Here is a 12806-nt window from a genome sequence, read left to right as displayed (position 1 = left end):
GAATCTGGCATTGGTGATCTGCTTTAACCCCCCATCCTCGACCCGGGAGTTCACCGCTTGCGCTTCTCACTCGATCAACTGTTGATGTTTGTCCAAGTGGTCAAAAGCGGATCGTTCTCCGCCGCCGGGCGCAAACTGGGCAAGACTCAATCGACCATCAGCGCGGCGATTGCCAACCTCGAAACCGACCTTGGCGTCGACCTGTTCGATCGCAGCAACCGCAGCCCTGCCCTCACCGCCAGCGGCCACAAACTCCTGGTGCAGGCCGAAGCCGTGCTCGAACGCTGCATGACCTTCGAAGCCCACGCCGATTGTCTTTCGGACAACGTCGAAACCAGCCTGACGCTCGCCATTGAAACGCCGTACGGGCCGATCATGCCGGTGCTCAAAGCCTTCGAAGCCGCGTTCCCCTTTGTCGACCTGATCATCCGCCATCCGGTTTACGGCGACGTCAGCGAACTGGTCAGCAGCGGCGAAGCGGTGCTCGGTGTGGCGTTCTCACAGCCCGGCTATCCCAAGGAGCTGGCGTTCCAGCAACTGGGCAAACTGATCATGCTGCACGTCTGCCATCCCGAGCACCCATTGGCGCAACTCGACAACGTCACCTTCGACGACCTGCACGTTCACCGGCGCCTGGCCTTCAGCGCCCACGCGAGCAAACTGCCGAGCAGTGAATACCTGCGTTCGACCCAGTTGTGGCAGGCGGAAAGTTATCTGGCGTTATTGGAAATGGTCCGCGCCGGGCTCGGTTGGGCCACCCTGCCCCGCCAGCTTGTTCAGCGTGAACTGGCCAAGGGTGAGCTGGTGGAGCTACAGCTCTCGGCGTATCCGCATACCGACTGGCAGATTGGTGTGGATTTGCTCTGGGCGCGGCAGCGGCCGCTGGGCAAGGCGGAGCGGTGGCTGAAGGAGAGATTGCAGGGGAATAAGGTGTATGAACTGGATCGCAATGGGCAGATCACCACGCTTTGATTAGGCTGTTCTCGGCGGTGAAAAAGAGGCCCGCCAAAGCGGGCCTCGATCAAGGGCTTTTGTAACTACGCCAGCTCAGCTGTTTCAGGCTGACCGGAGCTTGTCACACCGTTGCCGCTTCAACCGTTCTGGAACGCCACGCAAACCCCAACACCATCAGCAACCCCAAGCCCGCCATTGCCGCGCCAGCCAGGGAGATCGCCGGATAACCCAGGCCACTGCTGATCACCGCGCCGCCCAGCGCCGCGCCAATCGCATTGCCGAAGTTGAAGGCGCCGATGTTCACCGCCGAGGCCAGATTGGGCGCGTCCTTGGCCGCTTCCATGACGCGCATCTGTAGCGGCGGCACCAAGGCGAAGCTGGCAATACCCCAGATCAGAATGGCCACGGCGGCCGGCAGCGGCCAACGCATCAGTACGGTGAACGCCAACAACACGACAATCAGCACGCTCAGCGAGACGATCAGGGTGCGATCGATCGAGCGATCAGCGGCCTTGCCGCCCCACATGTTGCCCAGCGTCAAACCGACACCGTAAAGCATCAGCATGGCGGTGATGAAGGCGGTGGACGCATGGGTCTCGCTGCTGAGGATCGGCGCGATGTAGGTGAAGACGGTGAACATCGCGCTCGAGCCGACGACGGTCAGGGCCAGTGCGGCCAGCACCGGGCCGCGCCCCAATACCCGGATTTCCGCCATGACACCGACGCTTTGCGGCGCCCGCACGTTGGGCAAGGCGAACCACAACGCGGCCATGGTCAGCACGCCCAGGCCGGTAATGCCCCAGAACGCGGTGCGCCAACCGAACAGTTCGCCAAACCAGGCGGCCAGCGGCACACCGCCGATGGTCGCCAGAGTCAGGCCCATGAACATCGCCGCAACTGCGCCGGCACGTTTTTCCGGGGCGACCAGGGTGGCGGCAACGACGGAGCCAACGCCAAAGAAGGCACCGTGGTTCAGTGAGGTCACGACCCTGGCAACCATGAGGCTGTAGTAATCGGTGGCCAGGGCTGACATCAGATTACCCACGGTGAAAATCGCCATAAGCCCAATCAGCAGAGAGCGCCGGGGAATCTTGCCGGTGGTCAGGGTCATCAGCGGTGCGCCGAGCAATACGCCCAGCGCATAAGCACTGACCAGCAAACCGGCAGCGGGAATGGAAACGCCCAGATCCGCAGCGATCCCCGGCAACATGCCCATGGGGGCGAATTCTGTGACGCCGATGCCGAAGGCACCGATGGCGAGTGCAACGAGTGGTGGATTGATACGCATGGAAAACTCCTTATCTATGCCGCCAATGCTACGATCTCGTCTTTTAAGGCGGTAGATAGCATTTTTGGCAATCACCTTTGCGTAGGAGGCACAAGTGGATTTCAACGGCAGGTCAGGTGAAATGAGCGTGTTCACCACCGTCGCGCAGGAAGGCAGCCTCTCGGCCGCCGCGCGTGCGCTGGGCCTGACACCCTCGGCAGTCAGCCGGATCATTGCGCGCACCGAGCAACGGCTTGGCACTCGCCTGCTATTGCGCACCACCCGAGCGATCACCTTCACGGCCGAGGGCGAAGCGTTCCTGCGCGGCGCCCGGCGGATCCTCGCCGACATGGATGAGGTCGAAGAAGCCATTGCCGACCAAGGCGTGCCCAGAGGAAGATTGCGGGTCAGTGCCGCCCTTGGCCATGGACGCCTGGCCATCGTTCCGTTGGTCGCAGCCTTCAGCGCCCGTTACCCGAACATCGTCGTCGACCTCACCCTCGGCGATGAAGTGGTCGACATTCTTGCTGGACAAGCCGACGTCGCGGTGCGCTTCGGCCATCTGCCCGACAGCCCGCTGAGCGCACGCAGGATCGGCACCACCGGCCAGGTCGTGGTGGCGTCGCCCGAGTATCTGCAGCGCCACGGCGTCCCGCAAGAACCGGAAGACCTGCTCCAGCACAACTGCCTGCGCTTCAACTTCCGGCGTGCCGAACCCAACTGGCCGTTCATCCGCGATGGCAAAGCGTTTACCCTGAAGGTCAGCGGCAACATCGAATGCAGCAGCGGTGAAGCGCTGGCACAATTCGCGCGAATGGGCGCCGGCATTGCCCGTATCGGGGCGTTCAGCGTGAGCGAGGATCTGCAGCGCGGCGACCTGATTGCGCTATTGGAAGCCTGGAACCCTGGGGATCAGGAACCGATTCATGCGGTGTTCATCGGCGGCGCGGCGATGCCGGCGCGGGTGCGGTTGTTTGTGGACTTCTTGCTGGAGAATCATCGGATGTCAGCGCAGGCATAAGCTGATATTTGCGGATACTCGTGATGGTGGATGGCCGCCGTTAGAGACCGCTTTCGGGCAGGAGCAGACATCTGAATACCCGCACTTGTATATTTCCGACAGACCAATCTTCACCACCAACGCGCAGAATCGGGAAGGTACACATTCATGGATCAGAAAAATGGCCAGGCCGGCACTGCCGACTGGGTCATCCGCAGTGTTCAACCTGGAGGCATCGAGCGTATCGAAGCGTGGTTCGGCAGCCATGGCTACGATCCTCATCGACACGACACCTACTCGATCGGACGTACGTTGGCGGGCGTCCAGAGCTTTCACTACGTGGGCTCGTTGCGCCACGGTCTCCCCGGCAATACGCTCGTACTTCACCCAGACGAACTCCATGATGGCATGGAAGATGAATTCACGATCTTGCGGGAGAAGTAACAGTGCTATCCGATCCAGAGGCGCGCGTAGCGCTTAAAGAACTGATTGAAAAACACCTCAAGGACAGAGATCCCGATTACGACCGTCTGATCGAAATTGTTCAGGATCCTTCGCGGCAAGTTCCGATCAGGGGTGTGCTTGAGGGCATGAGACGCTACAGCAAGGTCCAGTACACGCAGCAGGACCTAGGGCTGATCGACGACCTTTTGTACATGTATGGCTGAGACAGAACATGCTGGTAGCGGGCATGGGCCGGCGTGACTGGTTATGCCACTCACGCTCTCTATAATGAGTCACCGGCCATGCCTGGAGCGCTTGTTATGTCACCTTTCCCTGATCAAAAATCTGCTGTCGTTTTACGCCGTGCTTCAAACTGCGATCTGGAAGATCTGATAGCCATTCGGATTGAGGCCATGCGCGAAAGCCTAGAGCGGCTTGGGCGATTTGATCCTGATCGCGCGCGCGAACGATTTCATAGTGGTTTCGACGCTAGCAGCACGCGCCGCATAGAAGTATCAGGTGATATGGTCGGTTTTGTCGTTCTCAAAGACCATCAGAGCGAGCTTCTGCTCGACCACTTGTATGTGATACCTAGCGCTCAAGGAGCAGGGATAGGCACCGAAGTTCTCACTCGGATTTTCAGAGAGGCGGATGAGATCGGACGCCCTATTAAAGTTGGCGCTCTCAAAGAAAGCGCTTCAAATCGCTTTTATATTCGCCATGGTTTCGTATTTGTCGAAAGCGGTGAATTTGATAATTATTATGTCCGCGCCAACAGTAATACCGTTCGTTTGGGCGACAGGCGGGATGCCCGTACAGATACTTTCGGGAGTGATTAATGAGCAATGCCCCCTGTGCTTTAGCTGCGCGCATGATTCGCAATTTCAATGATGTGCCGCTGCAATACGAGCGCCGCGACCCTCTTTACGAGAGCCATGGCGCGCGCCTCGGCACTGACACCGTCGCGCAGAAACTCGGTGCGTCGGTGGACATCGTCGCGCCAGGCAAGCGTTCTTGCCCCTACCACTTTCATTATGCTCAGGAAGAGATGTTCGTCATCCTGGAAGGGTTTGGCACCCTGCGCGTGGCGGGTGAAATGTTGCCGATCCGAAGCGGCGACGTCATCTTCATTCCGGCCGGCCCCGAATATCCGCATCAGATCATCAACACCTCGGATGCACCGCTGAAGTATCTGTCCATTGGCACCCGAGAAACCCCCGAAGTCTGCCAATACCCGGACTCCGGCAAATATCAGGCGATGGTCACAATCAATGGAGCGCGCGCGTTCACCGCTGTGCAGCGGCCCGGGACTACGCTTGATTATTGGGACGACGAACCATGAGGGCGCCGTGTTGATGAAGCTTGCCTGAGAAATGAATCAGGGAAGTCTAGTGACACTACATCTGGTTGGAGCGGTCATTTGCTTTTGCCTATCCAACGTTTTGTATAACCTCGGGAAATTCGTTTCGTACTCCGCATTGCAATATCCAGGTTCCCGATATGCAGACTGACCAAAACAGACTACTCGCCCTCGCATTCCTAGAGATCAAGACTTTACTTGTTGATTATCTGGGTAGCGTTGTAGACGCTCCGACGAATGTTCGCGTGGCGGCGCATATTGCCTATGCACTTCATAACGAGGCGGAGGCTGTTTACAACAATGCTGACTTTGCGCTCGATGGCGCATCCCAAAAAATCGCTGCGATCGATCAAATTTTAGGTGTCACTAACGGCGCCGCGCTATTGGGCAGATTTGATATCGAAACCTAAGTCATTCCAGATAATGCCAAGCCAAGATGACTGCTATTGGCCGATAGCAGCCAATCACGAATGGCAGATTTCGCCCCAGCTTTTAAAACAAACGGAAGCAAGTATTCAGCTTACTGTCTGTGAGGTGCAACCCGCAGCAGTCGGCCGCATGGGTGGATCGCTTGCGCGTTTTTTCAGCTCTTTACGTGTACTTGCGAGAAGCACTCTCCTGATTGACTAACGGCCTTGCCACTCCAGACCGCTGATGGAATGCAGACGAGGCCATCCAACAGCAACCGAGCCGTGCGCATCAGCCCGTACCCGAGCAATCGCTCGTCCTGCCAGCGCAACGCCACAGTGAACTCGCCCGTCGGATGTTCGATCGACAGGCGTTTCACGTCGCCCTCCTCCACAACCGCCATGTCCGCCGCCACACTGCCTTTGATCAGGCAGGCTGCAGCCACGCTGACCGCGCCGAACACGCCAATGCTGCTGTGGCAGCGATGGGGAATGAAACTGCGTGTGGTGATGGCCCCACCCACCTGCGGCGGTGCAATCAGGCACATCTTCGGCACGTTGCGCTGACTCACATCACCCAGATTCATGCGCTGCCCCGCTTGCAGGCGGATAGACTCCAGACGCTGTTTCAGTGAAGCATTGACGTCGAGTTGCGCGGGACTCTCATAGCCACTGCAACCAAGCTCTTGCGCGTTGATCAGCACCACGGGCATGCCGTTATCGATGCAGGTCACTTCGACGCCGTCGATCACGTCCCGGGCGTTACCAGTCGGCAACATGGCACCGCAACTGGCGCCAGCGACATCCTCGAATTCGACAATCAACGGCGCGGCCTGCCCCGGCACGCCGTCGATACGCGCGTCGCCGTCGTAGCACACCTCACCATCAGACGTTGGCACATGGGCGATGGCGATCTGTCCGGTGTTTTCCATGTAGATCCGCACTGGGGTGACGTCGGCTGTCGCCGCCACCAACCCGCGCTCGATGGCGAACGGACCGACACCGGCGAGGATGTTTCCGCAGTTCTGACCGTAATCGACACGCGGCTCATCCACCAGCACCTGGCCGAAAAGGTAATCGACATCGGCACCCGCGCGGCTCGACGGTCTGATGATCGCCACTTTGCTGGTCAGCGAATCAGCGCCGCCAATGCCGTCAATCTGCCGCGCATCCGGCGAGCCCATCACCGCCAGCAGCACGCGGTCTCGCAGCGCAGGTTGTTGCGGTAAATCCTCGGCCAGAAAGTAAGCGCCTTTCGACGTACCGCCGCGCATCAGCAGACAGGGAATGCGGGTCTGCGCCATGCTCAGTCTCCCAGTTCTTCAAGGCTGTCGACGTAACGCAAACCCTTTTCCGCCAGGCGCGCGCGCATGTTGTAGATGTCCAGACCCAGTTCGCCCTTGGCCAGGCGCAGGGCCTTCTGTTCCTCCAGATCGGCGCGGGCACGACTGGCTTCGACGACTTGCAGCAGCTGGGTGCGTCGCACGACCACCACACCATCGTCATCAGCAACCACCACGTCACCCGGATGGACCAGTTGCCCACCGCACACCAGCGGCAGGTTGACCGAGCCCAGGGTTTCTTTGATTGTGCCTTGGGCGCTGATGGCGCGGGACCAGACCGGGAAGCCCATTTCGCGCAGGGTGTGGGTGTCGCGCACGCCCGCATCAATTACCAGCGCCCTAACGCCGTGGGCTTTGAGCGAGGTGGCCAGCAGGTCGCCGAAGTAGCCGTCGGTGCACGGCGAACTCGGCGCGACCACCAGAATATCGCCGGGCCGGCATTGTTCGACGGCCACATGGAACATCCAGTTGTCACCCGGCGCAACCAGCACCGTGACGGCTGAACCACTGATCACCGTGCCCTGCTGAATGGGTCTGATCGAAGTCGCGAACAGGCCTTTGCGACCCTGCGCTTCATGAATGGTCGCCACGCCGAAGCGTTTCAACTCATCGATTAGCGCTGCTTCGGCGCGCTGAATATTGCGCACGACAACGCCAGTCTTACCGATATGTTCGCTCATCCCAGATTCTCCGTGACACGCGGGAAAATACTCTGGTAACCCTCGCCATAGACGATGTTGCGGGTTGAGGTGATCCCGACATTACGTTTGGCTTGCACACCACGTTGCTGGGCAACGCGCGTGTAGTACTCCCACAAATGCTCCTGCCCGGCCATGCACTGGATGGCCGCGTACTTCTGGTCCCAGACATCAGTGATGTCGAGCAGCACATCGGGGCGCCATTCGCATTGTTCGGGCTGGTGCGGCTCGAAACTGTAAACCGGCGGTGCGCCGACGATTTTCTCACCCGGTTTATAGCCTTCGGCCTGGGCGATGATGCGCGCCTCCTGCGTGAGGTTCATGGCCAGCGGGTGATCGTAGTTGTACGGGTCCTTGAGCGAGTGGCTGAGAACGAACTCCGGTTGCACCCGGCGAAAAACATCGGCTAGACGGAACAAGGTTTCCTTGTCGGCGCGCATCGGGTAATCGCCGATATCGAAGAACTCGACACTGGCCCCGAGAATGTCGGCGGCGGCCTGAGCCTCTTCGCGACGTGCGGCTTTGACCTTGTCTTCGCTCATCTCGCCCTTGCGCCACAACTTGGCGGATTCGCCGCGCTCACCGAACGACAGGCAGACGATGTGAACGTGGTAACCCTGCTGTGCATGCAGAGCGATGGCGCCACCGGCACGCCAGACAAAATCGGCTGAGTGGGCGCTGACAACCAGCGCGTTTTTGGTTGAATCGATCATTGCGGATTCTCCTCTTGCGTTGCGAAAGAGCATCGCATCGCCCCCCGCCGACGGAGTAATGCGTTCGAGTGTTCGAGGTATGCGTTTTTTTTATTGCCACTCAAACATGCCGGCGGCATAGTCGCCTGAACCGCCGATCCGCAGAGTCCTCGCCCGATGGAAAACCCCGAACTGCCAAATCTGATGCACGTGCGTGCCTTCGTCCGCGTAGCTGATCACGGCAGCGTCTCCAAAGCATCAGTCGCGCTGTACCGAGCGCAATCAGTGGTCACCCGCTCCATATCGGAATTTGAAGCCCGCCTGGGCGTGACGCTGTTCGAGCGCCACGCCAACGGTATGCGCCTGACCGATTTCGGTGAACGCTTGCTACCCCGTGCGCGGAGGGTATTGGCGGAGCTTGGGAGCGTGCCGACATTGCTCGGCCAAGGTGAGAAAGCCGCGATTGAACCGCTTTATCTGTTCCAGGCACGACGCCTGCAAGTGTTCGTCAAACTCTGTGAAACCCAGCATATGCAGACAGTGGCCAACCTGCTGGGGCTGAGTCAGCCTGCGGTCAGTTCGACGCTGAAAGTGCTGGAAAACGGCTGCGGCCAATCGCTGTTCGAGCGCACGCCACGCGGCTTGCAGCCGACCCGCGCCAGTCATGACATCCTGTTTGCAATCCGCCGTGCGTTGAACGAGTTGCGCCATATCGACAGCGACATCACCGCCCTTCGCGGTGCCTTGCACGGTGTTGTGCACGTCGGCGCCCTGCCCCTCGGCCGCACGCGCATCCTGCCCGAGGCCATCGTGCGCCTGATGGCAGAGCATCCCGGCATTCAAGTGATCACCAATGAGAGTCCCTTCGACCTGCTGGCGACCGAGTTGCGTGCCGGCGATGTGGATTTCATTTTGGGTGCGCTGCGCTCATCGACCTATGCCAGCGACCTGGTCGGCGAGTCACTGCTGACGGAAGAAATGGTCGTGCTTGCGCGGCGTGATCATCCGCTCTGCGGCAACGGCGATTTGCAGAATCATCTGGGCAACGCGCGCTGGGTATTGCCTCGCGCCGGCTCACCGGCGCGGACGATGCTCGAGGAATGCTTCGCCAGTTTCGGCATTCCTGCGCCTTCCCCGGTGGTGGAAAGCGCCGACATGGCGATCATTCGCGGACTGTTGTTACGCTCGGACATGCTCGCGGCCGTTTCAGCGCATCAACTGGAACAGGAAATCGCTAGCGGCGAGTTGTGCATTTTGCCGCTGGAGTTGAAACAGACCGCCAGAGCCATTGGCCTGACCTACCGCAGCGGCTGCCTGCACTCACCGGTGGCGCAGGCGTTGATGGAAATGATCCGCCGGGTGATCCAGGCACAGGCCGCTGAGGCGCTTAAAGCAGGCTCAACGGATAGCTGATGATCAAGCGATTCTCGTCGAACTCATTGCTGCTGTAATCGCGGCGAATGCTCGAATTGCGCCAGCGCAGGTTGAGGTTCTTCAACGCACCGCTTTGCAGTGTGTAGCCACGATTGGAGCCCAGCGTCCAGTCACCCAGTGGTTGGCAATGAACCAAGTAATCTGACCGCCACGAAAGGTTTGTGGCAACCAGCGACCGTCGTCGGAACGCAATATCGGCAACACTGGCATCCACTCGCCGAGCTACGCCCGCATGAGCCGGGCGCAGTGAAGTCATTCAAGGGTGTTGCGAAGCGGCCCGGAGCGAGCCGTCGATGACGCCGTGACGTTAGCGCGGGGCCTTGCCCGCTACCGAATAGAGCACCTGCTGATTACGGGTTTTCATGAATTCCTCGAGGCTTTGTCCGCGCATTGCCGCGTATATCTGCAGATTCGGCACCCCGACCACGGCAGCGAGTTTTTCCAGCACGAAAAAAATCGCCCCGTAGTGAATCAATCCGCGCCAGTCGCGGCGGCGCAGCAGATCCCGCTCTTCATCGCTCAGCCCTGCTTCATCGAACAGCGCTTCGGGTTGGTCGAGGAAACGCTGACGCCAATGCGGCTCGATCATGCGGTGCAAAAACTTGTTCAACCGATAACCCTTGGCGCTGCGTTCCAGGGTGAATGGATAGGTGCCTTCGAGCTTCTCGATGCCTGCCAACTGATGCTGCATGTGCTGCAAATGCCGCGCAATGACGTCGACGGGAACGGGCCGATCCTGATTTTCCAGCAGCAGTGTGGCAATGCCGGTCATCGACGGCAGGTAGTAATCCTGGTGCAGGTTTTTCACCGTGGCCGACAGCGCGCCGCGCATGATCAGCCAGGTGATCACTTCCGAACCTTCCATGCCTCCCAGCGCGGCGTACTCGGCATGGGTCATTTCGGTCAGGCGCTCGGGATCGTTGACCAACAGATCAATGAACTGCTGGTCCCACTCCGGGTTGTTGAAACCACAGCGTTCGCCGTGCACCTGGTGGGAAACGCCGCCGGTCGCGACGATGGCCACTTTCAAGTCCTCGGGGTAGCTTTCGATCGCCCGGCGCAGCGCCTGGCCCAACTTGTAGCAGCGCCGCGCACTCGGCACCGGGAACTGCAACACGCCAACCTGCAGCGGCACGATCTCCACCGGCCAGTCCGGCTCGCACGGCAACAGTGCCGACATCGGCGAGAAGAAGCCATGATCGAGCGGCTTGTCACGGAAGAAACTCATGTCGAACTCATCCGCTACCAGGCTCTCGCCGATGTGCCGCGACAGCGCCGCATGGCCAGCGATCCCCGGCAACTCGCGTGGATTACCGCCCTCATCGGCGACTTCGTAACGCTCATCGACACCGAGGGAAAATGCACCATAGTGATCAAAGAAAAACGACGTCACGTGGTCATTGAAGATATAGAACAGCACATCCGGCTGCTGCTCCTTCAGCCACACCTTGATCGGCTCGAAGCCACGGAAGATCGGCGCCCAGGCGGCCTCATGCTGCTTGTCGTGATCGACCGCAAAGCCGATGGTCGGGGTGTGAGATACAGCAAGGCCACCAATGATGCGTGCCATAACGAGTTCCTTTGTCGAAAAAGATTAATGCGTCAGCAAGGCCCGATTGACTCGGCGCCGTGCATGACCGTTGGCCATGATCGCCAGTGCAGCGATAAAGGCAGGCACGCTCAACAGGGCAAACAGCAGCGGCAACCCCTGCCCGAGGCTGAGCACCGCGCCACCGATGAGTGAACCAAAGATAGCCCCGAAGCGGCCGATACCCAGCATCCAGCTGACGCCCGTGGCGCGGCAATCTGTCGGGTAGTACCCCGGCGCGAAAGCATTGAGGCCGGTTTGCGCCCCACTCATGCAGAAACCTGCCGCCACCACGCCGAACGCCAGCAGACTGGATTCGAGGCTGAAGGCGCCCAGCAGCAGAATGAAAGCGCCACCCAGTGCGTAGGACGTGGCAATTACCGCGTTCGGATTGCGCCGGTCCATCGCCCAGCCGACGACGATGGCGCCGACGGTACCGCCAATCTGAAACAGGCCGGTGATGGTCGCGGCGCGTTCGATGGACAGCCCACCTTCACGCAGCAGGGTCGGCATCCAGCCCATGGTCAGGTAGATCACCAGCAACCCCATGAAGTAAGTCGCCCACAAAGCGAGCGTGCCGAAGCGATAGCTTTCGGTGAACAACAAGCGCAGCGGTGCTTTTTGCTGAGCCTGCGGTTCGGCGATGACAAATTTCGTCGCTGCGCTAAACGTGCCGCCCAGCTTGTTCAGCACCTTGGCGATCTGGCTGGCGGGCGCGTTGCGTGCGGCGAGAAAGCGCGCCGACTCAGGCAGCAACAGCCACATCAAGGGCAGCAGCAACATCGGCAGAATCCCTCCGGCAAGCAACACCGACTGCCAGCCGTGGTGGGGAATCAACCACGCGGCGAGAAATCCGCCCAACCCCGACCCCATATTGAATCCGGTGAACATGATCGTGATGAACAGTGACCGATTGCGTTCCGGCAAATACTCGGACAGCAGTGTGGTGGTGTTGGGCAACGCTGCGCCCAGCGCCACACCGGTCAGCAGACGCAAGGCAGCCAGCTCGTAGGGATTACGTGCAAAGGCGCATGCCAGGCTCAGCACGCTGAAGCCAGTCACTGCCGTCAGTAGTACCTTTTTGCGGCCGATTCGGTCGGCGTAAGGGCCAGCGGTCAGCGCGCCGATCGCCAGCCCAATCATGCCCGCGCTCATCACCGGGCCAAACGCCGCTTTCGAAAGCCCCCACTCTTGAATCAGCGAGGGGGCAATAAACCCCATCACCGCGACGTCGAAGCCATCGAAAAGCACTATGAAAAAACATAAACCCATAATCAGCCACTGGTACGGCACCACTTTTCGGTTGTCGATCCACGCTTTGATATCGACCGTTTCACTCGTCATGCTCTCACCTTCTTATTTTTGTAGAAGTCCCGACGGACAAGGCCTGTAAGTAGACCGTCCACGCTGAACGCTGACGGTGACTGTAAAGCCGCAGGTATACCGCCCGCCTCTGGGAAATCCTTAAGCAGGTATCGGTTTTTCTTATCGCGGGATCAACAGAGATAAGCTGAGCTTGGCAGAGCGAGGGTTGATGACCGTGGCGCGAGCGGCCGCTAGAGGGTGACAAAATGCCAACAGCCCTTATGTAACCCGAAAACACGCCGATACCGTGCTGC

The 12806-nt window shown here is 59.6% G+C and carries 13 protein-coding genes and 3 pseudogenes; 8 read left to right on the top strand and 8 right to left on the bottom strand.

All coding sequences use genetic code 11. The features are described 5' to 3' along the window. Positions 1–57 precede the first annotated feature (57 nt). On the top strand, positions 58–972 hold the full coding sequence (locus tag ACW9IR_RS00445; protein ID WP_457461085.1) for a LysR family transcriptional regulator: 915 nt from the start codon (positions 58–60) through the stop codon (positions 970–972). A gap of 103 nt (positions 973–1075) precedes the next feature. Here ACW9IR_RS00445 and ACW9IR_RS00440 read toward each other — a convergent pair whose 3' ends face one another. Then, positions 1076–2242 (bottom strand): MFS transporter, encoded by a 1167-nt coding sequence (locus ACW9IR_RS00440; RefSeq protein WP_110718331.1) that lies wholly within the window; start codon positions 2240–2242, stop codon positions 1076–1078. Positions 2243–2336: 94 nt separating this feature from the next. Between ACW9IR_RS00440 and ACW9IR_RS00435 the strand changes: the two genes are divergently transcribed. The 6 genes and pseudogenes from ACW9IR_RS00435 (at position 2337) to ACW9IR_RS00410 (ending at position 5435) form a co-directional block, all read left to right on the top strand. Next, on the top strand, positions 2337–3242 hold the full coding sequence (locus ACW9IR_RS00435; protein WP_457461082.1) for a LysR family transcriptional regulator: 906 nt from the start codon (positions 2337–2339) through the stop codon (positions 3240–3242). A gap of 147 nt (positions 3243–3389) precedes the next feature. Beyond that, positions 3390–3632: pseudogene (locus ACW9IR_RS00430) on the top strand (AraC family ligand binding domain-containing protein); the annotation flags it as partial. A 35-nt stretch (positions 3633–3667) separates the two neighbouring features. Beyond that, on the top strand, positions 3668–3889 hold the full coding sequence (locus ACW9IR_RS00425) for a hypothetical protein (protein ID WP_102899749.1): 222 nt from the start codon (positions 3668–3670) through the stop codon (positions 3887–3889). 96 nt (positions 3890–3985) lie between these two features. After that, positions 3986–4504: a GNAT family N-acetyltransferase gene (locus tag ACW9IR_RS00420; RefSeq protein ID WP_110718329.1), complete on the top strand. Its 519-nt coding sequence runs from the start codon at positions 3986–3988 to the stop codon at positions 4502–4504. Beyond that, positions 4504–5007, top strand: a complete 504-nt coding sequence (locus ACW9IR_RS00415; RefSeq protein ID WP_110718328.1) for a cupin domain-containing protein — start codon at positions 4504–4506, stop codon at positions 5005–5007. Before ACW9IR_RS00420 ends, ACW9IR_RS00415 begins: the two co-directional genes overlap by 1 nt. A gap of 158 nt (positions 5008–5165) precedes the next feature. After that, positions 5166–5435, top strand: coding sequence for a hypothetical protein (locus ACW9IR_RS00410; protein WP_457461079.1), 270 nt, complete (start codon positions 5166–5168; stop codon positions 5433–5435). Between the two features lie 173 nt (positions 5436–5608). Here the strand turns inward: ACW9IR_RS00410 and ACW9IR_RS00405 are convergent, their stop codons facing one another. The 3 genes from ACW9IR_RS00405 to galB are packed head-to-tail and all read right to left on the bottom strand — an operon-like array spanning position 5609 to position 8186. Then, entirely contained in the window at positions 5609–6736 is a 1128-nt protein-coding gene (locus ACW9IR_RS00405) for a 4-oxalomesaconate tautomerase (RefSeq protein ID WP_457461077.1), read from the bottom strand. A 2-nt stretch (positions 6737–6738) separates the two neighbouring features. Further along, entirely contained in the window at positions 6739–7455 is a 717-nt protein-coding gene (locus ACW9IR_RS00400; protein ID WP_102899744.1) for a 4-carboxy-4-hydroxy-2-oxoadipate aldolase/oxaloacetate decarboxylase, read from the bottom strand. Beyond that, positions 7452–8186, bottom strand: coding sequence for a 4-oxalmesaconate hydratase (galB, locus tag ACW9IR_RS00395; RefSeq protein WP_102899743.1), 735 nt, complete (start codon positions 8184–8186; stop codon positions 7452–7454). Before galB ends, ACW9IR_RS00400 begins: the two co-directional genes overlap by 4 nt. A gap of 156 nt (positions 8187–8342) precedes the next feature. Here galB and ACW9IR_RS00390 point away from each other — a divergent pair, with 156 nt between their 5' ends. Then, positions 8343–9578, top strand: a complete 1236-nt coding sequence (locus tag ACW9IR_RS00390; RefSeq protein ID WP_102899742.1) for a LysR family transcriptional regulator — start codon at positions 8343–8345, stop codon at positions 9576–9578. Here the strand turns inward: ACW9IR_RS00390 and ACW9IR_RS00385 are convergent. From ACW9IR_RS00385 to ACW9IR_RS00370, 4 genes and pseudogenes are all read right to left on the bottom strand, one after another. Further along, positions 9553–9696 (bottom strand): annotated as a pseudogene (locus tag ACW9IR_RS00385) (OprD family outer membrane porin); the annotation flags it as partial. The gene ACW9IR_RS00390 and the pseudogene ACW9IR_RS00385 sit on opposite strands and share 26 nt — an antisense overlap. A 38-nt stretch (positions 9697–9734) precedes the next feature. Next, positions 9735–9821 (bottom strand): annotated as a pseudogene (locus ACW9IR_RS00380) (OprD family outer membrane porin); the annotation flags it as partial. A gap of 85 nt (positions 9822–9906) precedes the next feature. Then, a complete protein-coding gene (locus ACW9IR_RS00375; protein ID WP_102899740.1) occupies positions 9907–11169 on the bottom strand; it encodes a gallate dioxygenase in 1263 nt (420 codons plus the stop codon). Positions 11170–11193: 24 nt separating this feature from the next. Next, complete coding sequence (locus ACW9IR_RS00370; RefSeq protein WP_102899739.1) at positions 11194–12531, bottom strand: MFS transporter; 1338 nt, start codon at positions 12529–12531, stop codon at positions 11194–11196. Between the last annotated feature and the right edge of the window lie 275 nt (positions 12532–12806).

Source organism: Pseudomonas sp. SDT291_1_S447 (assembly GCF_054070155.1).
The sequence above is the reverse complement of the archived record's forward strand: the minus strand, read 5'-3'. Positions and strand labels throughout refer to the sequence as shown.

Excerpts from the sequence above, each read along its gene's own strand:
- ACW9IR_RS00400 (WP_102899744.1), bottom strand. The coding sequence starts at position 7,455 with ATGAGCGAACATATCGGTAAGACTGGCGTTGTCGTGCGCAATATTCAG.
- ACW9IR_RS00440 (WP_110718331.1), bottom strand. The coding sequence starts at position 2,242 with ATGCGTATCAATCCACCACTCGTTGCACTCGCCATCGGTGCCTTCGGC.
- ACW9IR_RS00390 (WP_102899742.1), top strand. The coding sequence starts at position 8,343 with ATGGAAAACCCCGAACTGCCAAATCTGATGCACGTGCGTGCCTTCGTC.
- ACW9IR_RS00410 (WP_457461079.1), top strand. The coding sequence starts at position 5,166 with ATGCAGACTGACCAAAACAGACTACTCGCCCTCGCATTCCTAGAGATC.
- galB (WP_102899743.1), bottom strand. The coding sequence starts at position 8,186 with ATGATCGATTCAACCAAAAACGCGCTGGTTGTCAGCGCCCACTCAGCC.
- ACW9IR_RS00415 (WP_110718328.1), top strand. The coding sequence starts at position 4,504 with ATGAGCAATGCCCCCTGTGCTTTAGCTGCGCGCATGATTCGCAATTTC.
- ACW9IR_RS00420 (WP_110718329.1), top strand. The coding sequence starts at position 3,986 with ATGTCACCTTTCCCTGATCAAAAATCTGCTGTCGTTTTACGCCGTGCT.
- ACW9IR_RS00375 (WP_102899740.1), bottom strand. The coding sequence starts at position 11,169 with ATGGCACGCATCATTGGTGGCCTTGCTGTATCTCACACCCCGACCATC.
- ACW9IR_RS00405 (WP_457461077.1), bottom strand. The coding sequence starts at position 6,736 with ATGGCGCAGACCCGCATTCCCTGTCTGCTGATGCGCGGCGGTACGTCG.
- ACW9IR_RS00370 (WP_102899739.1), bottom strand. The coding sequence starts at position 12,531 with ATGACGAGTGAAACGGTCGATATCAAAGCGTGGATCGACAACCGAAAA.